Annotated in this window: 20 protein-coding genes; 7 read left to right on the top strand and 13 right to left on the bottom strand. The window is 43.2% G+C overall.

Going from position 1 to position 23,347, the window contains the following annotated elements; all coding sequences use genetic code 11:
• Positions 1–4 precede the first annotated feature (4 nt).
• Positions 5–358 (bottom strand): zinc ribbon domain-containing protein YjdM, encoded by a 354-nt coding sequence (locus ACQKCG_RS03600; RefSeq protein ID WP_057758016.1) that lies wholly within the window; start codon positions 356–358, stop codon positions 5–7.
• A 296-nt stretch (positions 359–654) separates the two neighbouring features.
• Here ACQKCG_RS03600 and ACQKCG_RS03595 point away from each other — a divergent pair, with 296 nt between their 5' ends.
• On the top strand, positions 655–1,407 hold the full coding sequence (locus ACQKCG_RS03595) for a YgfZ/GcvT domain-containing protein (protein WP_101205153.1): 753 nt from the start codon (positions 655–657) through the stop codon (positions 1,405–1,407).
• A 64-nt stretch (positions 1,408–1,471) separates the two neighbouring features.
• Positions 1,472–2,824, top strand: coding sequence for a D-amino acid dehydrogenase (locus ACQKCG_RS03590; RefSeq protein ID WP_264757024.1), 1,353 nt, complete (start codon positions 1,472–1,474; stop codon positions 2,822–2,824).
• Positions 2,825–2,912: 88 nt separating this feature from the next.
• Here the strand turns inward: ACQKCG_RS03590 and ACQKCG_RS03585 are convergent, their stop codons facing one another.
• Positions 2,913–5,111, bottom strand: a complete 2,199-nt coding sequence (locus tag ACQKCG_RS03585) for a molybdopterin oxidoreductase family protein (RefSeq protein ID WP_134292315.1) — start codon at positions 5,109–5,111, stop codon at positions 2,913–2,915.
• Positions 5,112–5,174: 63 nt separating this feature from the next.
• Complete coding sequence (locus ACQKCG_RS03580; protein ID WP_166739224.1) at positions 5,175–5,873, bottom strand: TetR/AcrR family transcriptional regulator; 699 nt, start codon at positions 5,871–5,873, stop codon at positions 5,175–5,177.
• A gap of 210 nt (positions 5,874–6,083) precedes the next feature.
• Here ACQKCG_RS03580 and ACQKCG_RS03575 point away from each other — a divergent pair, with 210 nt between their 5' ends.
• The 4 genes from ACQKCG_RS03575 to ACQKCG_RS03560 all read left to right on the top strand — a co-directional run bounded on the left by ACQKCG_RS03575 (position 6,084) and on the right by ACQKCG_RS03560 (position 9,812).
• Complete coding sequence (locus ACQKCG_RS03575) at positions 6,084–7,325, top strand: NADH:flavin oxidoreductase/NADH oxidase family protein (protein WP_134292313.1); 1,242 nt, start codon at positions 6,084–6,086, stop codon at positions 7,323–7,325.
• Positions 7,326–7,763: 438 nt separating this feature from the next.
• A complete protein-coding gene (locus ACQKCG_RS03570) occupies positions 7,764–7,967 on the top strand; it encodes a CsbD family protein (RefSeq protein WP_057758006.1) in 204 nt (67 codons plus the stop codon).
• Between the two features lie 723 nt (positions 7,968–8,690).
• The gene (locus ACQKCG_RS03565) at positions 8,691–9,353 is read left to right on the top strand and encodes a hypothetical protein (RefSeq protein WP_101205157.1); all 663 of its coding nucleotides are present in this window, start codon (positions 8,691–8,693) and stop codon (positions 9,351–9,353) included.
• 84 nt (positions 9,354–9,437) lie between these two features.
• The gene (locus ACQKCG_RS03560; protein WP_101205158.1) at positions 9,438–9,812 is read left to right on the top strand and encodes a hypothetical protein; all 375 of its coding nucleotides are present in this window, start codon (positions 9,438–9,440) and stop codon (positions 9,810–9,812) included.
• 142 nt (positions 9,813–9,954) lie between these two features.
• Here the strand turns inward: ACQKCG_RS03560 and ACQKCG_RS03555 are convergent, their stop codons facing one another.
• The 8 genes from ACQKCG_RS03555 to ACQKCG_RS03520 form a co-directional block, all read right to left on the bottom strand.
• Positions 9,955–10,266: an NGG1p interacting factor NIF3 gene (locus tag ACQKCG_RS03555; protein ID WP_101205159.1), complete on the bottom strand. Its 312-nt coding sequence runs from the start codon at positions 10,264–10,266 to the stop codon at positions 9,955–9,957.
• 37 nt (positions 10,267–10,303) lie between these two features.
• Positions 10,304–10,936, bottom strand: a complete 633-nt coding sequence (locus tag ACQKCG_RS03550; protein ID WP_134292312.1) for a DNA-3-methyladenine glycosylase — start codon at positions 10,934–10,936, stop codon at positions 10,304–10,306.
• A gap of 390 nt (positions 10,937–11,326) precedes the next feature.
• Positions 11,327–12,049, bottom strand: coding sequence for a hypothetical protein (locus ACQKCG_RS03545; RefSeq protein ID WP_134292311.1), 723 nt, complete (start codon positions 12,047–12,049; stop codon positions 11,327–11,329).
• 190 nt (positions 12,050–12,239) lie between these two features.
• Entirely contained in the window at positions 12,240–12,953 is a 714-nt protein-coding gene (purC, locus tag ACQKCG_RS03540) for a phosphoribosylaminoimidazolesuccinocarboxamide synthase (protein ID WP_101204577.1), read from the bottom strand.
• A 128-nt stretch (positions 12,954–13,081) separates the two neighbouring features.
• Positions 13,082–13,411: a hypothetical protein gene (locus ACQKCG_RS03535; RefSeq protein ID WP_227522882.1), complete on the bottom strand. Its 330-nt coding sequence runs from the start codon at positions 13,409–13,411 to the stop codon at positions 13,082–13,084.
• A gap of 141 nt (positions 13,412–13,552) precedes the next feature.
• The gene (dapA, locus tag ACQKCG_RS03530) at positions 13,553–14,458 is read right to left on the bottom strand and encodes a 4-hydroxy-tetrahydrodipicolinate synthase (protein WP_101204579.1); all 906 of its coding nucleotides are present in this window, start codon (positions 14,456–14,458) and stop codon (positions 13,553–13,555) included.
• A gap of 450 nt (positions 14,459–14,908) precedes the next feature.
• Positions 14,909–16,117, bottom strand: coding sequence for a hypothetical protein (locus ACQKCG_RS03525; protein ID WP_101204580.1), 1,209 nt, complete (start codon positions 16,115–16,117; stop codon positions 14,909–14,911).
• Positions 16,118–16,382: 265 nt separating this feature from the next.
• Positions 16,383–17,747, bottom strand: coding sequence for a Do family serine endopeptidase (locus tag ACQKCG_RS03520; RefSeq protein WP_404944627.1), 1,365 nt, complete (start codon positions 17,745–17,747; stop codon positions 16,383–16,385).
• Between the two features lie 967 nt (positions 17,748–18,714).
• On the opposite strand from ACQKCG_RS03520, the gene ACQKCG_RS03515 reads away from it, so the two are divergent.
• Positions 18,715–20,988, top strand: coding sequence for a cation:proton antiporter (locus ACQKCG_RS03515; RefSeq protein ID WP_101204581.1), 2,274 nt, complete (start codon positions 18,715–18,717; stop codon positions 20,986–20,988).
• Positions 20,989–21,136: 148 nt separating this feature from the next.
• Here ACQKCG_RS03515 and tmk read toward each other — a convergent pair whose 3' ends face one another.
• Together tmk and mltG are read right to left on the bottom strand one after the other, a co-directional pair.
• Positions 21,137–21,778, bottom strand: coding sequence for a dTMP kinase (gene tmk / locus ACQKCG_RS03510; protein WP_101204711.1), 642 nt, complete (start codon positions 21,776–21,778; stop codon positions 21,137–21,139).
• Positions 21,779–21,956: 178 nt separating this feature from the next.
• Positions 21,957–23,246: an endolytic transglycosylase MltG gene (gene mltG / locus ACQKCG_RS03505; RefSeq protein ID WP_101204582.1), complete on the bottom strand. Its 1,290-nt coding sequence runs from the start codon at positions 23,244–23,246 to the stop codon at positions 21,957–21,959.
• Positions 23,247–23,347: the final 101 nt, after the last annotated feature.

Below are 23,347 nucleotides of genomic sequence, written 5' to 3'. Positions count from 1 at the left end.
CAATTTAAGCTTTTTTGACCACAGAAGACTTAAGCTTCATTGGTCCGTAGCCATCAAGTTTGCAGTCGATATCATGACCGTCAGTAGCATCTGGCAACAGGCGAATACTTTTCGCTTTCGTTCCTACCTTAATCACGATTGAAGAGCCTTTGACTTTTAAGTCTTTGATTACAGTCACGGCATCGCCGTCCTGTAGCTCATTGCCAACAGCATCACGTATAACTGCGTCTTGGTCTTCAGCTTGCGCTGCATCAGTCTCAGCCGCCGTCCATTCATGAGCACACATAGGACATACCAGTAACGCACCATCTTCGTACGTATATTCAGCATCACATTTAGGGCAATTTGGTAAGCTCATTATTTCCTCGGCAGCCATCGTACATTAGGTTAATTGTAGAGCTGATATTGTACCGTAACTCACCATCTTTAACCAATTTGTACGCTTGAAAATCAAACTCTATGCCCAATTTAACACTTAACTCATCGCTTATTGATGACGTTTTTTATGACAGGGTTTTTTGTGGTACTCTTCTTAGCCTCATTTAGATTTATGTGCACAAATACTGTCAATGATAAAAGCGCCCATATAATTTTTATCACTTCGATTTACCCTCTATATTATTAATAAAAGCTCTCACCAGAAGGATAATAACAATGACTCAGTCTTCCAATCTAGCAGCTGTACCGCAGTTTTCGCAGTTAACTATCCAAGGCGAGGACGCCGAAAAATTCTTGCAAGGGCAATTAACTTGTGACGTTACCAAGCTCGGGCTTAGCTATCAGGCTGCCGCTATCGGTAACCTAAAAGGTCGTATTGAGTTCGGTATCTGGATCAAAAAACAAGCAGAAAAACATTATGATGTGGTCATCAGTAGCGACTGTGCTGAGTCTTTGCAGGCGCATCTTAATAAGTACGGGGCGTTTTCTAAATTCGAGACCAGTGCACCAGCAGCGATTTATCCTTGCGTGCTAGCAGATGAGCCAACTTTTAGCCATAAAGACGACCATAATACCGCCGAAGATACGCAGGCTTGGATGGCATGCAGCCTAGCTACTGGTAATTATTGGATTGTGGCCGCGACTCAAGGTGAGTTTCAACCGCAAGAGCTGCGTTTACATCAGCGCGGCGGCATGGACTATGATAAAGGCTGCTACTTAGGTCAGGAAGTCATCGCTCGCATCTACTTTAAATCTGCACCCAAAGCATTTTTGCACTATGTACAAGGCACCGGTGAGACACCAAACGCAGGTGACAAAATCGATAAAATCCAAGTGGTCAATGCGATGAAAAATGACGATGGCTTTACCGCTTTGGTCGTGGCACGTCCTGAACAATTGGCAGAAAGCGATTTGAGCATATTGGACTTGCCAACTGCACTACAAGTAGATGTCGCACGCCCAAAATAAAAGCACATCGAATCAGGCAAACGACGCAGCAAAGGTGACGGTAGTTCAATAAAGAGTTACCGTCATGACTAACATGAGCATAGAGAATCCTATGACACATATTGCGGTACTCGGAGCAGGTGTGGTGGGCGTGACCACCGCATGGTATCTACGTCAGGCAGGCTATGATGTGACTGTGATTGAGCGCGAACCGGCAGCAGGTATGCAGACGTCATTTGCCAATGGCGGTCAAATATCTGTCTCACATGCCACGCCTTGGGCCAATCCTACGACCCCGATGAAAGCGCTCAAGTGGCTGTTTAAGGAAGATGCACCACTACTGTATCGTTTGCGTGCGGATAAAGCGCAGCTCAAATGGGCCATGCAATTTTTGCAAGAGTGCCGCGCCGATAGAGCCGATGCCAATCTCGTGCAAATGGTGCGCTTAGGTCTATATTCAAGAGATACCTTACAACAGCTGCGCGCGGGTATTGGTATCGACTACGAGCAGCAAACACGCGGTATCATGCACTTTTATACCAATCAGGCAGAGTTTGATGCGGCTATTGAACCAACTGAACGCATGCAAGCGCTCGGCTGTGAGCGCCATGTGATTGATATCAATAATGCTGTCAACTTAGAACCAGCGCTTTACCCAATTGCGCATAAGCTCACTGGAGCGACCTATACCAGTCGTGACGAGTCTGGCAATGCGCACCTGTTTACCCAACGTTTAGCGCAGCGCTGTATCGATGCTGGTGTACAGTTTTTATATGATACCGAGATCTTAGCACTCAATGCTGATGCTGACTCTGCCCGTCCGCATGTACACAGTATGACTATCCGTCCAAAAGGCGAAAACGCGCAGACCTTCATGGCTGATAGCCATGTGGTCGCGCTTGGCAGCTATAGCGTACCTCTACTAAAACCATTGGGGATACACGCACCAATATTTCCAGCAAAGGGATATTCGGCTACGTATACGGTGAATCCACGCGCGCCGCACTTAGCGCCTTTTGTCAGTCTGATTGATGATGAATTTAAACTGGTTACCTCACGACTGGGTGACAAATTACGTGTTGCTGGAACCGCAGAATTTAATGGCTATAACCTAGACTTAAATGCTACCCGCTGTGAAGCCATCACTCGGCGTGTGCAGCAATTATTTCCGAAAGGCATTATCGCAAACTCGGTGCAATATTGGACAGGACTGCGCCCGATGACCCCATCGAACGTACCTTTGATTGGTCGCGCACACTGCGGTCAAGTCAAACATGGTAGTCATAACGCTTCAGCGACTTTTGACAATTTATGGCTCAATACAGGGCATGGTACCTTGGGATGGACACACTCTTGCGGCTCTGCAAAGGCCCTTAGTTTGCTAATCCAAGGTGAAACGCCCAACGTCGATTTTGATTTTATCGGCATGAGCGTTTGATCGGCTCAGCGATGTATTCAGATTGCAAAAAAAGGCGCTCACTTTACGTGAACGCCTTTTTTGTATTTCTACAAACTTATCATTAATTTTATGCTAGTGCGCCTTCTGCTACAGTCTCTGTAGCAATCGATAAACCATCAACACCCATATCCAATGCTTCTAATTGCACAGGCACACCGTTAACGGCAGCATTACCACTCAACTGATCAATCAACGTCTCATCAGTCAAATCATTAACGCTAACCCCTGCATGCGCTTGCGCAATCTTTTGCTTAACGCCTTTGCGTCCGTGACCAAAGCCGTGCGGAATACTGACCACTCCTGGCATCAGCTCATCCGTCACTTCTGCTGCAATGACCACGCTACTCACTCGAGAGGTTACTCTGACATCTTGACCGTCTACAATGCCATGTTGCGCTGCCGTTTGCGGATGCAACATCAATGTACAGCGAGATTTACCTTTTACCAATCGATGACTATTGTGCAACCATGAGTTGTTGCTACGTACATGACGACGACCGATTAGCAAAATCTCATTACTGTTGTACTGTTGCACCATTTCTTTAACACGTGCCAAATCTGACTGATAAAAATCAACATGAAGATGAATTTGTTTATCAGCGTGTTTAATGGCCTCTGGCAACATACGATGCAACGGACCCAAATCGATACCATGCGGATTTTCGACTAATGCTTCAAATGTCACCTCCTTATGAGGTCCATACTTTAGGCCTTGCTCTAACAAGAACTTAGGACCAAAGGCTTTTGTCGCGGCACGTTCCTTTTGCGTTGCTTCTGGTGCATCTTTGTCTAAGCGATCTGCTAATCCTAAATAAATCTCCCAGTCATGCTTGGTATCGTCAGTTTTATCAAACAAAGCAGGCGAGTATTTGGCGACATTGTGCACGGCAAAGCCATTAAAGGTGATGTCATAATGGTCGCGCTCTAATGGCGATACAGGCGGCAGAATAATATTGGCATGGCGACTGGTCTCAGTCACAAAATAATCAAGCGAGACCATAAACTCTAACTGAGATAGTGCTTCATCCAACTTTTCACCATTTGGGGTACTCAGAACCGGATTACCAGCGACCGTAACGAATCCCTTTAACTGGCCTTCCCCTTCGACTAACATCTCATCTGCCATCGCAACCACTGGATACTCACCATTAAAATCTGGCAAGTTGCTGACGCGGCTATGACGTTTACCTAAATAGCCTGGGCCTGAGCTGTTCACAACATCTACGGCAGGATTTGGGAACATGAGTCCACCCACTTCATCTAAACGACCCGTGACGATATTGATGACCATAGATAAATATTGGCTGAGCAAACCAAACTCTTGCACCGAGATGCCCATACGGCCATAACAAACTGAGCTTTCCGCTTCACAAAACTCTTTAACGATACGTTTGATTTCAGCTGCGGTAATGCCCGTGATGTCTGCCACTGACTCAGGCGTATATTGTTCAGCAAACAAAACAAGTCGATCGATCTCAGGTGCCAAGGCCGCCACTCTAGTATCGAGCTTGGCATAGCCTTGCGTATAGATTTCATTCAACATAGCTAATAGCAGCAATACGTCCGTCGCTGGACGAATAAAGTGGTGTTCGCTAGCGATGTCGGCGGTTTCGGTACGTCTTGGATCTACTACTACCACCTTACCATCGCGCGCTTTGATATCTTTTAGCTTTTGACGCATATTGGGCGCAGTCATGATACTGCCGTTGGAGGCCAGCGGATTACCACCGATGATAAGCATATATTGTGTGTTATTGACATCAGGAACTGGAATGCGCAGCATGTGACCAAATAGATGCATGCTAATAATATGATGTGGCAGTTGGTCGATAGAAGTGGCAGAAAAACGACTGCGCGTCTTTAAACTGGTAAGCAGTTGTTTGATGGTCAACATACCGCCCATGTTATGTACGTTAGGATTACCCAAATAAACACCCAACGCATTTTGACCATACTTTTGCTGTATGGATTGAATACCTGCAGCAACTTTATCTAACGCTTCTGGCCAACTAATAGATTTCCAACCGTCTGCCGTTCTCTCTACTGGCTGACGCAAACGGTCAGGATCTTCATGCAAATCTTGCAAAGCAGTGGCTTTCGGACAAATATAGCCTTGCGAAAAAGGATCTTTTTTATCCCCTTTAATCGACAAGACTTTTTCGCCATCGTGCTTTATTTCGACGCCGCACATTGCCTCGCACAATGTACAAGTTCTAAAATGCGTTTGCGTTTCGCCTAACGTTGGTGCAGCCGTAGTTGTGGCCATAGTCACTCTCCCTGTTGTGTTTTTTGTTCTAGATTTCATGACGATAATTTTCGCTTATTATCACTACTGACTAGTATTGCTTCCGTGCAAAAAATTGGCGAACAGTGCATCAAAGCTGATACTCAAGGTGGCAATCGCTTGTTGTCTTGAGTAACGCTGTTGATGACAGCCCAATATCAACTCATGTACTTGTGCCGCCGCCATATCGACGCATAGATTGACAGCACTACGCTCGCAAGAACGATTGGATAACTGCAATCCCTGAATAAATATCTCTGTCCATTCTTCTTGTATTTCGGTAATCAGATTGCCCAGTCCATTATTCAATGATGACTGGTTTTCTATACTGTCACTAAATCTAGGACGGTCTTCGAGTAAGTGTTGAAACAATGCGATATTCTCAAATGCAGAATCAAAAATCATAATCAGGCATTGTCGACATTGCTGATTAAACTGATCTTTACTCAACACATCATAATCTTTGAGCATATTGACCCATGCCAGTCGCATCGGGGATAGATAATTGTCTTTTAGTTGGGCGCTCAGCTCATTTTGTAGCGCCTCTAGACTCTCAAAATGATTGTAAAAACTGGGCTGTGCAATACCTGCACCTTTGGCAACTTTATTCATGCTCATGCCCTGAGCACCTTCCAAGCTATACAACCGCAAAGCACTTTTTAATAACGCACGCCGAGTCTTGGCTTTTGCTAGCTCACGTTTAGATTCTACTGGGACTGTCAAATCTTGCGCTAATACATTCAATGCAGAGGTATTCCTATTCAATAGATAATTATATCGACACACCAGTAATTTACCTTGGGTGCTATTGTGCCAAAAAAATGTGATGATAATGGTCAATTGCCGATAGCGAATATCTTAGCTATAAGGTTATAGTCATTTAAACCATATGTCTATAGCCAAACCAATAGTAGAACTCATGCTTCACAAAACAACCATTTCTAGGCCACTATCATGACATCACCTGTATTCTCCCCTTTAGTGCTGCCTTGTGGCGCTACATTACCCAACCGCTTAGCGAAAGCTGCCATGGAAGAAAACATGGCTGATGTCGGTCAAGTCCCTGGCCCTACTCTGCTCCGTCTATACAAAAACTGGGCAGAAGGCGGGACAGGTCTGTTAATCACGGGAAACGTGATGGTCGATGGCCGCGCTATGACAGGGCCTGGCGGTGTCGTATTGGACAAACACAGTGAGATAGCGCCTTTTAGAGCGTGGGTAAATGCTGCCAAGCACAACAATACACAGGTTTGGATGCAGCTCAATCATCCTGGCCGTCAAGTATATGCTGCCATGGGCGGCGATGTGCTATCACCTTCTGACGTGGCGATCGACTTGGGCAAGCACTCTCATCTATTTGGCAAACCGTGTGCGATGACGCAACAAGATATCGAGCAACTGATACAGCGATTCGCCGATAGTGCTCTAAAAGCAGAACAAGCTGGCTTCGATGGTGTGCAAATTCATGCAGCCCACGGCTATCTAATTTCACAATTTTTATCACCGCTTACCAATAAACGTAAAGATGAATACGGCGGCTCAATTGAGAATCGTATGCGACTATTGATCGAAGTAATCAAAGCCGTTCGTGCTCAAGTTGCGCCTACCTTTGCAGTCGCTGTGAAGATAAACTCGGCCGATTTCCAGCGCGGAGGATTTGATGCAGATGATGCTAAAGTGGTTATTTCAGCGATGAATGAATTGGCGGTAGATTTGGTTGAGCTATCAGGCGGCAGCTATGAAAGCCCAGCCATGCAAGGCAGCACAGCAGATGGTCGTACGTTGCAACGAGAAGCTTACTTTTTAGATTTCGCAAAGGAGATTGCTCAAGTCGCTATCATGCCTATCATGACGACAGGTGGCGTTAGGCGATTGGCTGTCGCAGAAGATGTACTGGTGCAAGGGATTGATGTGGTTGGTATGGGAACCGCATTAGCCATGAACCCGTCTCTACCGAATAACTGGAAAAATGATAGTACACTTAGTGCTCACAATCCTGTGGTACGCTGGAAAGATAAAACCTTGAGTGCGGTTGCTACAATGGCCGTCATCAAGCGACAATTACAGCGCATGGGGCAAGGAAAATATCCCAAACCAACTGCCTCGCCAATTTTCTCATTAATTTCTGATCGTATACGAATAAGAAAACTCACCAAACGCTATCATCATTACTTGAATAGATATCCAACGAGATAGTTTTCAATCAATTTTAAAGACAATAAAAAAAGCAGCTACTCTATTTTTGAGTATCTGCTTTTTTATCTACATAAGTATTTTTGAATAAATAATACATTTTCTTAATATTTATATAAAAAACAAGTTCATAGAAAAAATTATTATCACGCACAATAGACGCAATTTACGTGGCACTACTACAGCAGCCCTGTATATAACACTTAGTAAACGCTCACTATAATTAAGTAACACTATAAACATAGCATATACAGACAGCTGAATTGAAAAGTCCTATATTTAGTCTCACAAGATATTTGAAACCAATCATTTATCCTCGTGCAATACAAATTAGAATAAAAATTAAATAGTAGTATCAGTAATCGATATCGTGAAATAAGAATCAAAATAATGATTAATAAATAAATCAAACACAATAAGTTCAATAAAAGGAATAATACAATGAACGAACATACTCTAAAAGGCGAATGGAACCAAATGAAAGGTTCAGTTAAACAAAAATGGGCTGAACTAACAGACGACGATCTTACCCATATCGAAGGTAGCCGTGACAAGCTAGTAGGCCGTGTACAAGAGCGCTATGGTCATGCTAAAGAAGACGCAGAGCGTGAAGTAGATGACTGGCGTGTAGAAAACAAATATTAATATATTTAGTTCATAACTACTGTACTGAATAAACCGAAAAACCGCATAGAAATATATGCGGTTTTTTTATGGCAGATTTATACTGTACAGATAAGCTGTTGGAGAAATAAATTACCATTCTCCAGACACGATAAAACCGCATAGCAATCAATTGTTATGCGGTTTTATTGTTAACTATCCATGTTACCTATCACGACTGCTTTTCATGCATCCTTGCACAAATATTCAGTATATTGTGATACTGGGCATCCTGCCCTTTTTACTACACTACAGCTTCAGTATTACTTGCTGCTATCAGCAAAGGGACTGTGTCCTTACTTCAATCGCTATTGTCATCCTGACGCTAGTTATCGAATCATTATCCTTAATGCGGTCAACTCAATCCTTGAGTCACATTCCCTAATGCCGTGTGACTATAATGCCTAACTCTCACTGGTATGTTAAGTCGCGTAAACGTCATTGCGTGTAAGCATATGCTTACAACAATATATTTTACTTACCACAATTATTACAACTTATTAACGCAAATGACACCTAGCGCAAAGTTTTGTACTCTATTATAGATAATGTAAGGAAATATTTCGAAAAATAAATCACTAGAGATACTTATTGATTACGATCTAATTTAATTTGCCAGAATACCTTTAAAATCTTATAGTTATAGCAGATATAGATATTTCCAACATATATCGCCTACTTAATACCATCATAGGATATTGCCTCATGAAAACGATAAAACCCTTCTCTATTAAGGCCACTGTATCTACTGGTCTTGTCGTTGCATTATTGGGTACGACAGTGGGTTGTGCGGTTGTAGGTCCAGGATATGACAATCAGCCTGTCTATCGTGGTGATAATAATAGCCAAAACAATAATTTTAATCGCGTAAGTCAGCAGCTTCGACAAGACTTGCGGCGCAAAGGCTATCAAGTTATAGATATCAGAGCTGATAGTTACCGTGGTGATCGAGCTCTTACGGCTTATGCTAAAAAGAACAACCAAGCCTACGAGCTAAAATATACTTACCCTACCCTAAGACTCATCAGCTCAAGCAAAAAAGCATGGCCAGATAACTGGGACAATAATAAGTCGCAAAAGAATAATGACCGCTATAAAGAAAACAAGCATAAAGATAATTATCAAAATGGTCAGCGCTATAAAAAAGGCGATGTCGAAGACACTATTAAAAGAGAATCACGTTACCCAGCTATCAAACGCCGTGCTATCAACAAAGTAAGGGCTATGGGTTATCGTGTCGAAGATATAGATCTTGAAGAAAAAAATAAGCGCGGTGTCTTTGAGATTGAGGCCAAACGCGGTTCACAGAAGTACGAAATATTATTAAGTTATCCAAATTTAGATGTTATCAAAGTCACAAAAGATTAATTACTTTTAGCATTTTTAGCTAATTACCTCGGTACGTTTAACTCTTACCCATATTGAGCAACAATATATTATTAGGAGATCATTATGAAAACCCTATCATTTTCAACATTAAAAACGGTAGCGACTGGCAGCATAGTCGCAGCTTTATTGGCAGTGACCACAGGCTGTGTGACTGCACCGAATGGCTACAATGGCTATGACGACCTATACGAGCATACTCATAAGGACAATAAAGGCCATAAAAAACACAAAGACAAAAAGAACGATAAAAACAGCTATGTCTCCGTTGTCGAGCAACGAGCTGCTAGTAAAGTCCGTAGCATGGGATACCGTGTCAAAGACGTCAAATACAAAAATGGTGATCGTAAAATTAAGATAAAGGCTGAACGTGGACGCGACGATTATAAAATTGAGCTAGGCTATCCAAGCTACAACGTGATTAAGCTTGAAAAAGATTAATCGTTCATCAAGATCTGATATTCACTGTTACTACTCAGTTGAAACAGCGAAAACTTTATAACCAAATAAGTCATCAAATGGCTTATTTGGTTTTTTTATGAGAATTCTTACACTCAATAAGCTAATATTTTTCTATATAAGACTAAAAACCCAAGACTTTTATCACATCATAGGCTGGTGTTTCATAGGGGTGTGCCTTTTTTAGTGCGGCAATGGTAGCATCGATAAATGCTTCATCCACTACCATTTCAACTCGCCACTCATCGACCATTTCTAAGCTATCTTGTGTACCAATATGTGGCTCACTGCCTGATAATGGCATAAACTGACCGGCTCCTCGTACCTGCCAACAGCATTGCTCATAGTTTCCAATCTTCCCAGCGCCAGCAGCAAACAGAGCAGACTTTACTTGGTCTAACGCTGCATCAGGAATAAAAACAGTCAACTTATACATAGGTTTACCTCATAGAATGGTTTTGAATCTCAATCTGCTAGTTCTTAGATAAAGAAGGATGATCGGTCCATATATAACGTAGCAGCCAGTCTTTGGCATCACCTGCATAATCAATACCAATACGTGGGCGTAGTGATACAGGTGGCTGGCAGTCATCATCTTCTATCCAAACGTCTGATGTCGGCGAAATAGGCTTGCCATATAAATCGCGATCAATTTGCAAGCGTTTGGTCAATTTACCAGGGCCTGCGAACTGCTTAGGATGTGTAAATTGCTTATCCGGACTGAGTTGTTGCTCTTCGATCAGACGGTCACTATCATCGGTCAAAAACCCAGCGCGAATCAATACCGATTCAGGCGACTCTGAATATCCACTGATGAGGTTTAACATATGATGTACGCCATAGGTCAGATAGACATAGAACACACCGCCTTGCTCATACATAATCTCTGTGCGCGCCGTTCGAGTGCCTGCATGTGAATGGCAGGCAGGATCATCTTGACCAATATAGGCTTCGGTCTCAGAGATCCGCATTCGCAAAACTTTCTCTGATCCGTCGCTATCGGTTAGCTGTCGACATAAGACCTTGCCCACCAAATCGGCAGCGACCACACAGGTCGGACGAGTGAACCAGTCAGACTCTAAAACAGTTGATGAAGCAGTAGACATTAGCGAAACCTTTTCTTATTTTTATGGTCTAATTGATATGAGTAAGTACTAACAAATTAGCATAAAAGTAAGACAAGGTATCGAGGACAGTGTTGGCGCTATGTTTGATTTTTTATACGAGTTAAATGATAAACCTATGGCTGAAAGGGTGATACTGGTTGATAAATGGATAGGAATTATAGTCTGTTATAAGTGGTTCTATTATAGCGGTCTGTTTTAGGTGGTCTGTTCATAAATTTGAAGGGTGAGATAACTGGTTCTGTTGGGGTATACCTCAAAGGTACTATTTGATGATAAAAAACTTATTTTGAAATGAGTCCGCTATAAGTAGTTCACCAATAACAGTGTCTTTTGATGGTTAGTATTATTGGATATCAATCTATAAACTAATTATTTGACGACGCAACGAATCAAAGCGAGCGCTTGGCGCTTGATCCCTGAGGCTAATAAGGCGCTGACCAACTCGTCCGAGAAAAATAAAGATTTTCGTAAAACAGGGTCATGCCATACGTCTACCTCACACTCTTGTGCAGTAGTATTCAGCTGGATGTCATCATCGGTTGGTTCCCATATTGAATGCGTGGGTAATTTTGGAGCATAAGAATTTTCTTCGATCCCTTTACTTTCTTTAACATTGAGATAATTACGCGTCTCTGCGATATTGATAAAGCAATAAGGTGTCTCTGATCTCAGCTCTTCTGTCTCAATGTCATAAATATATACTTGACTAAAATGCGTAGCGCCTAGCGTGAACTGACTGATGATGTCATAGCACTGTTGATTGAATAATAAATACCCCCCAATAATATTGAACATTAGTTCATCAGACTTAGGTAGTTTCTCATTTGGCTTGATAAATACCTTACTAGGCATATGGTGAGTATTAATATATTCACCTTTAGACCAACTTTTACAAAAGACCAGATCCATCTCGTTGATGTCATAGTATTTCTGCTCTTCACCTTTCTCTATTACATTAGATTTTTTCTTCTTCTCTAATTTGTAAAATTGCACAGCATCAAAAATCTCTGGCAACGTCGCTTTGATACCATAGGTCTCTGTCACATCAAAATTGTTGTAGTTGCATAGCCATACTGCTTTAGTATTAGACATAACTGCTTCCTTATTGTGCATGGTATGTACACTACGAAGTACACTGAGACTATTTTAGTGAGCAAAGGCTTTGATACCATTAGCCTACAGCTTAAGATTCAAGTCCTCACTAGGGAACCAACATTAATATAATGCCATAAAAAAACTGAGCACATGGCTCAGTTTTTATTTTATGCTAAGTATCAGATGCTTATTTTAATGGCACACCAATACGGTCAGCCACTTCTTCATAAGCTTCAATCACATCACCTAGTGACTGACGGAAACGATCTTTATCAAGTTTCTTCTTGGTGTTCTTGTCCCAGATACGGCAGCCATCTGGTGAGAACTCGTCACCTAATACGATACTGTCATGGAATACGCCAAACTCTAATTTAAAATCAACTAGGATTAAATCACCCGCGTCAAACAATGCCTTTAGTACATCGTTGACTTGATAGGTTAGCTCTTCCATCTTAGCCAATTGCTCTTTGGTCGCCCAACCAAGAGACACAGAAAGTGATTCGTTGACCATCGGATCGCCTAGCGCATCATCTTTATAAAACAGCTCATACGTTGGCGGCGTCAATGCCTGACCTTCTTCTAAGCCTAAACGACGCACCAAACTACCAGCTGCAAAGTTACGCACCACGCACTCTACAGGAATCATGTCCAAGCGTTTAACCAACACTTCGTCATCAGATAATTGCTTTTCAAAATGTGTTTCGATACCAGCATCAGACAATTTTTGCATGATAAAAGCATTAAAGCGGTTATTAACCACACCTTTACGTGCTAATTGTTCGATACGCTTACCATCAAGCGCTGAGGTATCATCACGGAAGTGCAAAATCAGAAGATCATTATCCTCTGTTTCATAGACAGATTTGGCTTTACCTTTATACAGCAGTTGTTGCTTTTGCATTATGGGGGTTCCTGTTCGTTCAAGCTTATGTGGTAAAAACGCGCAGCTACCGCTGACTGATGTAAGATACATGGTTTGCGGCTATAATAAAAAACGCAAAAGTCAGCGATATAGATAAGGGAATAAGTTTAGTTCGAAGTGTTGCTAACAGCACGCTGAGGTTTTGGCAGCTGATACTGATTGCCTGACTCATTTTGTAGTTTGAGCGTGTTTGCCCCAGCATTAGGTGTTGAATACAAAGGTACAAAAGGTGCCGTTTCTTGGGCGGCAGGTAGTTCTATCGGTGCAAGCTTTTTGCTTTGCTGATAATCTAAGCTGCCGTTATCACGTTTACCAAGCAAGTTTTTGGTCGCTTGACAACCGCTTAATACCAAAGTGCTACCCAAAACCAAGGTCAGCATGGCTGGAAGTAGTTTTGTCGTCTTTGATGATACTGTTTTTGATGATAATGTCATCATGTTGTCTCTCTGAGTTAGCAGTTATTGCTCATGTAGGCGATTGACTTATCATTATAAGTTGACTTGCTACTAGCTCGAATATCAATCATCGAACTAGCAACAAATCTAAAATCGCCGAATATCAATTGGCTAAATATCAATTTATCGTATGTTTGCTCGAACCAATGCTTCATCGATAGTCGCATGATGCTGCTCGGCGAGCCAAACCAATGGCAGACGGATACCTTTATCGATAATGCCCATTTTATGCAAGGCGTACTTCGCTGGGATAGGGCTTGATTCGATAAATAGGTCACGGTGCAAATGTTTGACCACGTCATGGATTTTACCAGCCGCTTCAAAGTCACCACGTAAACCTGCAGAAAAAGTCTCACTCATGGCTTTTGGCGCCACGTTAGCAGTGACTGAGATATTACCTTTGCCACCTACTTTCATTAGATCAAGCGCAGTGCCATCATCACCAGATAATACAACCATTCTGTCACCAACGGCTTTGATCAATTGCTCACCGCGACCGACAGATCCTGTCGCATCTTTGATAGCAACGATATTATCGATGTCACACAAACGCTCAACCGTTTCTTGAGCGATATCAACCACTGTACGTCCAGGCACGTTATACAGCATTTGCGGTATATTTACGGCTTTGGCAATGGCTTGATAATGCTGGAATAAGCCTTCTTGTGGTGGCTTATTGTAGTAAGGAGCGACTAGCAACGCACAGTCCGCACCTGCATCGGCAGCATCCTGAGTCAGCTTGATGGCTTCCATCGTGTTGTTGGCACCAGTACCCGCGATGACCGGTACACGACCTTTAACATGCTGGACAAAATAGCGAATGACATCGCTATGCTCTTGCATAGATAGGGTCGCTGATTCACCAGTAGTACCAACAGCCACAAGGCAGTGTGTGCCCTGCTCGATCTGCCAATCTATGAGATCTGCGAGACGTTTATAATCGACCTTACCGTCAGGGTGCATGGGCGTTACCAAAGCTACCATTGAGCCTTGTAGTCGGGTTTTGATCTCGTCGTATGCTGTGCTCATAACCGTGCCTTACTGTATTATCCTAGCTTTTATTAAAGCTGTCACATGATAGGTCGTTTGCAAGTGGCCATTGCTTTGTGTGCGTTGATAAACGCTGATGGCGTAACTTACTTGATGTTAATGCTGCGTCTCTACTTACTATAATAGCGTTTGTATCATAGATTATTATATCTACGATATCAGTATCGTGATGGCAATTTACCAAGAGTAATAGGCGTACCTACTAGCCGACAGAAATATAATAATAAGAGTGCTCGTTAGTGTAGCATATTTTGATTTAACCGCTATCAATCAATTGGCAGTCAGCACATAATTTTAGTACCAAAAAATGGGTATTATTTTTCGCTTAAATTTATAGAACTTGGCCTAAAACCTTGTAGATGAATACTTACATCATTAAAGGAGCAGTTTAGCGTAATCAACGTGCGCTGATAAGTCTCTTATGTAATATTAACGAATCGTCAACACATCGATAGTAGGTCGATAGAATCGAAAAGGCAACCCTCTCGTACCGATGCCGCTACTAACAAATATCTGTGCACTTGCATGTTGATATAGGCCGCGCTGCTTACCCATGCGACTGTTATATAGCAATGCTGACTGCTCACTACTGCGTCGAATATCGTTCTGTTTTTGAACAAGCAGGATATTTTTTTGAATAGCCTTTGCAGCACCGGTTATCAACAAAGGGCGTGGCTGTAAAGACTTTGGCAGATCACTGATACTATCAAATCGTGATGCCAAGATAATCACTGGACTGGTGGCATTGGCAATCTCCGATCCAAGCATTGCTTTATCAGTCGCCTCTGACGTTTCAATATCTGTAGATTGCTTGGGCACATCTTGCCAACCGCAAAGCACCGCTACTAATGGATTTGTATGCGAGTTTTCCTGCTCAACACTGTCTTGATTATTAGTTTGATTAGTAGACTGATTGACGACTGACTGCTTATTTGTCGCTCTTGCACATTTGAGTGGCAATGACGTACATTGCTGATCGATATAGTTAATATCGAGTACATCAAAAGTACTGGCCAATGTATCTTCTAATAGTGGCTGACCTTGCTTGGTCGTATTCATAGATTGATAACGCAAGTCCGAGGTGCTCATGACCGTATAAACAGGTTTATTCACCCCTTTAAATAGCATTAACTGACCCACTAAATCTGCACTTGGATAGTATAGCCAGTCGCCCGTAATCAGTACGGCATCTGCTGACAAAGCATTGATAGTAGAGACCAGCTTGCGAATATGACGCGGCTTACCACCGTATATCCCTATACGCAAATCTGCCAATACGGCGACCTTGAGCGGTGTAGACAAATCTAAGTCAATAGAATGATGCTCTAATCGTAAGCGGTTGGGTTGTACAATGACAGTATAAAAGTACAAGCCCATCATCAATATTGCCATAAGTACGGCAGATAGTGATAGCTGCGCTAACATCGGCATCAGCTCCTGTGACCAAACCATGATAAGCAATACTGCCCAAACAGGCATCGTATAAGCAGCATAATATAATGCGAGCTTTACCCAAATACGCATAAAGCGCTTGGTAGGATTGGCATTAAACGTTTGTAGCCCTGACCACAGTGCAATGTACGCTAGCAGTGCTGCTGACGTCGTTGTAATAAGCGTATGTAGAGCGGGGTCAGTCATAATTACCTAGCGATTGCATAATGGTACGAGCCTACTAAGCGACTCGGCCCACCTTAGAGCGTATTGATTGATCAATAGCTCATTTAACGAATGGATTGCTGTTGAGGTCTTACTCTTAGCTGTTTGATAAAAAACCAAACATTATAGAGGTCGACCTCCATGATAGACAAGCACAATTATTGACGTGTGCGCTGCCTTTATACTCTGCACCGTAATCTGAGTTACATTATGAGTCACATTAACAGCCACGATTTAATCATGACACCTACTCAATACGTAGACCAATAATAGCAGGAATGCCTTGGCGTATAACTTCTATAGTGACCACGCCTTTTTTAGGAAGAGATGAGATAGCACCTGAAAAGTCTGCCACTGTTTCAATCGGCTTTTGATGAAAGTTGGTAATAACATCGCCTGCCAGAATACCTGAGCGCGCGGCCAATCCAGTAGGATCCACCGTGGTAACCAATATGCCCGTTTTATTATCGACAGCGATTTCTGCCTGTTCATCTGCCGTCAAATCGCGTAAACGCAAGCCCAACTGTACATCATCATTTTGCTCATTACCGCTCTGTGCTCTTACATCATTGGGCGCATAAGCGAGCTTGCCGTTAATTACCATCTGCTTACCGTTGCGCTGAATCCGTGCACGGAAGGAGTCGCTTGGACGCGCTCGATTGAGCAAGTTCAGCAAGTCTGATGCCTCCATGATTTGTACGTCATTGTATTGCAAAATGATGTCACCAGGTTTTAGGCCTGATTTTTGTGCTGGTGAATCTGGTGATACACGAGTCAGTAAGGCACCTTGAGGGCGCTCTAAATTATAAGCCTCGGCCAGATTGCGATCGATATCTTGTGGATAAATTCCTAGATATGCACGCGCCACTTCACCATCATTTTTTAGCTGCTCATAAATGTCCATGGCAGCGTCAATAGGAATAGAGAATGACAGTCCCATATAACCGCCAGTACCACTAAAAATACGCGAATTGATTCCAATCACTTCGCCGCGCTGGTTAAATAGTGGCCCGCCAGAGTTACCCGGGTTTAATGCCACATCGGTTTGGATAAATGGCACGCTCGTTTCACGCGAGAAGCTACGCGACTTGGCACTGACAATACCAGCAGAGGCTGAGTAGTCAAAACCAAATGGCGAACCGATTGCTAATACTGGCTCCCCTACTTTTAGACCACTTGAGTCGCCGATAGGCAAGGCTGGAAATTGACTGCCCTCAACTTTTAGCACGGCCACATCTGAGCGCTCGTCACTACCAACCAAGGTTGCATCAAGCTCGGTTCTATCATTGAGCGTCACAGTGATTTTGTCCGCACCTGCGATGACATGATGGTTGGTCAGCATATATCCATTGGAGGTAATAAAAAAGGCCGTACCATAAGCATGTTCAATCGCTGGCGTCGCGACTCGATCCGGTATACGCAGACGATCACCAAAGAACTGACGCAACACTTCAGCAGTCTGAGCCTTAGCAAGCTCAGCTTCACTAATCGTTTTGGTGACATTGACGCGTGCCACTGCTGGCGTGACTTGTTGCACCAAACCAGAGAAATCAGCCGTAGTGACTGCAGCCTGAGCACCGTTTATCGTCGTGACACTAATACTAGCAAACATCGCGGTACTAACAGCGAGTGCCAGCGCACTACGTTGTAACCAGCGCTGCATATTGGCAGTGGTCTGTCCTTTGAACATATTGATAGGCATTTTGTGTCCTCCATATGAGTAATCGCTGTTATTAACAGCCACGTTATGATTGTCAGCGATAGCGACTACACCAAGCGGCATGCCCCTATTCGTTACTATTTGGTGAAATTATATTCTTTTATCTATTTATCTTGTCTATTTATGCGGCGCAGCACTTTTATTCGAACTTATGGTCATAGCTATTTAGCTGTTACTTTACACTTGTTTTTATCACTACTCATTACTTGAATATTTATAGAGTGCCTGCCTTTAGAAGATGGTTAATAGTGTAGAACATGATTAATAGTGTCTTATAAAAATAAACCATGTCAGCAATCAGTATATGACATTTCATGACGCTAACACTATTATCCTGTGCACGACGTGCATGCCCAACGCAGCTACTGTATGATAAATAAAAACTTAAAGTATTGTGCTGATGCCTTCTGCATAGTGCAGGATAACTCAAGGCAGCGTTATTTCATATGGGCTTCGTATACTTTTGTGGCCGTGAGATAGCTTTTTAGCAGGTACGGCTTACATCAGCTTGAAATAAAATCATGGTATGATGTCAAACCAAATATTTTACTAAACAAACAAAAGTTAGCTTGTATATGAGGCTGTTTATTGCAGGCTTATAAACTGGCTATCATCACTCTTGTTTTCCATCTTTTGCATTTCTAGCGTATTGTGATTTATCTAGAAGCGCTTTTGTCTTTGCTACTTTATAGTAGTTATATCATATCTAGCTTATGTTGTGATTCATGAGGGCTATCAGTGCGATGGCTTGTCTACAACAGAAACGGATAACAACTTATTGTTAAATAAACGGTAGCGACTATCTTATAACAGCTATCGGTAGATATAAAACATGACAAGATTATAAAAGGATTAATTTATGGATACCGCCCTTTTGCTATCCGGCGTGGTTGGGATTGGCATTGCCGCCCAATGGTTGGCTTGGTATTTAAAGCAACCATCCATTTTATTTTTATTACTGATTGGTATTATCGTCGGTCCAGTGCTGGGTGTATTCGATCCAGATCTGGTACTAGGCGAGCTGATGTTTCCTTTCATCTCTTTGGGCGTAGCGATTATCCTATTTGAAGGATCGCTAACGCTAGAGTTCGATGAAATTAAGCAACATGGTACCGTGGTACAGATGCTGGTATCGGTCGGTGTACTGATTACAATTGCTATCGTGGCACTATCGACTTATTTACTATTCGATGTCGATCCATTGATTGCTCTACTCTTCGGTGCTCTAGTCTGTGTGACTGGTCCAACGGTCATTATGCCGTTGCTGCGTAGTGTACGCCCTAACAAAACCATTTCCAACATCCTAAAATGGGAAGGTATTATCATTGACCCAATCGGCGCTATCGCTGTGGTATTGGTCTATGAGTACATTATCTCAGGCGGCGAAGCCAGTAGTATTCTACTGTTTGCTAAGATTGTCGTATTGGCGACTGCAATGGGTATGGCGGGCGCTTGGCTACTTGCCTTCCTTATGCGCCGTCATATGATTCCTGAGTTCTTGCGTAATGTTTTTACTCTAGCATTTGTACTGGTGTTATTTTCGATATCAAATCATTTGGAGCATGAATCAGGTCTATTAACTGTCACAGTATTGGGCGTGGCATTGGCAAACTGGCCAAAATTCCCACGTGAGACGATTTTAGAGTTCAATGAATCGTTAACCATTTTGCTGATTTCAGTGCTGTTCATTATTCTGGCGGCGCGTGTAGAGTTGGCAAGTTTGCTCAGCGTTGGTTTTGCAGGGTTAGTGCTGCTCGCTATCGTGATGTTTGTCGCACGTCCACTATCAGTCTGGGCATCGGCTATCGGCTCGAACCTTAAGACCAATGAAAAGCTGATGATTAGCTGGATTGGCCCACGTGGTATCGTTGCTGCTGCCATCTCATCACTGTTTGCAATTCGTTTGCAAGAGTATGATATTCAGGGCGTAGAGCTGCTTGTACCTCTCGTATTTATGGTTATCATCGGTACGGTCATGATTCAGGGTCTGGGTGCAAAAGTCGTCGGTAATCTACTAGGCGTACGTGAGCCTGAGACTAACGGTATTCTTATCGTCGGCTCAAACCCAATTGCGCTATTGATTGCTACTTCTTTAAAAGACCAAGGCTTCGACGTCATCGTTGCGCATAATAACTACACCAATATTGCACGCGCACGCATGAGCGGTCTGCGTACTTATTTTGGTAATCCCATCTCTGATCACGCAGATCATCATTTGGATCTGATCGGTATTGGTCGCTTGTTTGCGATGAGTATGGACAAAGAAATGAACACGTTGTCCGAGATTCATTATCGTCATGAATTTGGTGAGCGTAAACTATACCGTCTTAAATTCAGTGACGAAAAAGTCAAAAGCGAGCGTGATGACAAGCAATCTAACTTCCATTCACAGTGGTTGTTTGGCAAAGATGTGACCTATACCAAGCTTGCCAGTATGCTGTCCAAAAAAGCTCGAATTAAAATTACTAACATCACGGATAGCTATAGCTTTGAGCAGTATAAAGCGGATAATAAGCAATTCGTACCGCTATATACGGTCGACAAAGAAGGCAAACTGCACGTCATCACAGATAAGTTTGACGGTACTGTCCCTCGTGACCGTAAGCTTATATCGCTAGTGGTAGACGATGAAGTACAACCAAAGCCAGTCGATGTAACGCCTAAGCAAGAGCAGGCTCGCATGGCAGCTGATGCTAACTTTGAGTCCAACTCAAAAGCACCTGAAAAGCGCAAAGAGCAGGAGCCTAGCCCTGACGATAGCCAGACAGCAGCGCCAGAGCCTTCGGTAGATAGTGACAAAAGCGATGAGCAAAACACTGCTAATCAGTCATCAACCACCCAAAGCAGTAGCACCGAGTCTAAGTTACCTTCTAGTACTACCGTAGAGAAAAGTGAGCCAGTAGAAGAGCCAAAAACGTCTGCTACGAATGTGGATCATAAAGGTGTCATGTCTGCAAACTCAACAGCGACTTCGAAGACCAAAACCTCTACGAACAGTAATGGCAATGGTAGTGCGCCTAAAAACAAAAAAGGCGCGCTTGATCCAAATCGTCTACCTGACTCTGCTCAGGATAACGACGCCTCTATCGCGACTACTGAGGATGTAAAAGCAGATAAAATAGATGACAAATAACGTGCATAGTTATCTGCTTTATTGATTTAAAGATAAAATATTTACCTTAACAAAAAGCCCCAGCAATGTGCCGGGGCTTTTTATTGGTGCTAACTGACTGGCTATCGATACATCTAACTGCCTTATAAATCTACTTGGCAAAATTTAATTATTTGATATCGAATCTGTCCATAACCGTCTGCCATATACGCACACTCACATCATCCGTACTGCCCGATGCATCAATACGCTGTATGCGCTCAGGATACTCGCTCGCAAGCTGACTAAAACCAGTATGCACCCAAGTAAAAAACTCGGTAGCCTGCTGCTCAAAACGATCTGCTGCACTGCGCTTGTTGGCACGTTTCATACCTTCTGCTACTGGTAAATCTAGCCACAATGTCAACTCAGGAAGCTGCGTCACAAATTGTTTGATAAGCATATCGATTTTGCCGCGTACCAGCTCGTCACCATACGCACGCCCAAAGCCCTGATACGCGATAGTAGAATCGGTAAACCTATCACATATCACCCAAGTACCATTTTGGAGTGCTGGTAAAATGACTTGTTGCATGTGATCACAGCGCGCCGCAAACAATAGCAGCAGCTCAGTATCGTCTTCGATATCAGTCGCTGGGTCCAATAATATGTCACGCAATTGCTCGGCAAATGGGCTGCCACCCGGCTCACGAGTACGTAGATATGGAATGCCATTAGCTTCTAAGCGCAAGCACAACTGTTCAATCGCGGTAGTTTTGCCCACGCCTTCGGTCCCTTCAAAACTAACAAAGCGGCCTAAAGTAGGTGCCATCTCCGTATTCGAAGCACTTGCTTCAGGTAGATTCGATGGTGGTGTGTTGGTAGGTGACGGTGTTGCGCTGGTGTGCATAGATACTAACATGATATGACCTTATGTCATTGATGAGCGCTACTTCTACTTTGTAGCGCTCAATAAACGATAAGTTTTTTAAGAAGATTAAGAAGGAATATTACTGCGGCGGCGTTTGAGATTTTTTCTCACGCATGACACTGAGATAGTCTTTTACCGCTTGATTGTGTTCAGCCAAGCTATTGGTAAATTTGTGCCCACCATTGCCCGTTGCCACAAAATACAACGCTTCACTATCGGCAGGATGTAAGGTCGCTTCGATAGAGGCCGCTGATGGTAGCGCAATTGGCGTTGGCGGTAAACCATCAATTTGGTAGGTGTTATAAGACGTTTTTTCATTGATGTCTTTGCGGCGGATATTGCCATCATAACGACTGCCCATACCATAGATGATGGTCGGGTCCGTCTGCATACGCATGTTTTTATTCAAGCGGTTTCTAAATACGGCAGAGACTAAAGGACGTTCATCAGCAACGCTGGTCTCTTTTTCGATAATAGATGCCATCACCAACGCTTCATATGGACTCTTATAAGGGAGGTTCGGTGCACGATTTTCCCACGCATCAGTCAGTACCTGCTGCTGACGCTTATACAGGTCAGTCAATACTTTTTTATCGCTGGTTCCTTCACCATAATAATAGGTATTAGGCGCGAACCAACCTTCAAGATTATAGTTAACAATCGGGTCACTACTATTAACAACGCTGTCTGGCAATACACCCGTCAAATCCAATGCTTGGGCGATACTGGCATTGTCACTATCTGCGGTCAGTACTTCTTTTTCGATTTTGTCGTTGTCACGCAGCGCTTGGTAAAGGTCTTTAGATGTCTTACCTTCGATGATCTGTACCTTGACCATGGCTGCTTTTGCGCCTTGACCTAGTATCTGTAGCGCCTCAGCGATAGTTGGGTTTTCGGGTAATTGATACGTACCAGCATGCAACGGCGCATCGACTTGTGATTTGATATATAGTTTGGCCACACCTGCCGAAAACAGCGGAATCTGCTGCTGCCACTGCGGTAGTAGGCCATAATACGTCTGACCTGGTTCAATCGTGACCATTTGCTGCGGCTGCTCGATACGACCAAACAACGTCTGATAAACCATGACCAAGAAAAATGCAGCAATAAGCCCCAACACCAGCAGCACTTGATAGCCGCGTTGCATAAAAAACGATGGGTTATTGACTTTATATTGGCGCGGTTTACTGTTACCACTGATGAGTGAGACGTTGGTTGCTGGCGTTGCTGACGTGTCTTCCACCTCATCTACCACTGGTTGCGCGTCCGGCAGCGTGGTATCGACACGCTCCTCGACTGTGCCATCTTGCTTGTTTGACGGCGACTCATTGGGACGTTCAGGTGGTATATTGGGTGTAGGCTTGCTCATGGCAACTCGCGAGGCAGATGTTTGCTAGAATTTAGCACTGAACCGTGCGATTTTCAATGGTATTTGCTTAGCTTATGAATTATCTTGCTATTGATAGCAGT

Source organism: Psychrobacter sp. NPDC078929 (assembly GCF_050267985.1).
In the GTDB taxonomy this organism is placed as follows: Bacteria; Pseudomonadota; Gammaproteobacteria; order Pseudomonadales; family Moraxellaceae; genus Psychrobacter.
The sequence above is the reverse complement of the archived record's forward strand: the minus strand, read 5'-3'. Positions and strand labels throughout refer to the sequence as shown.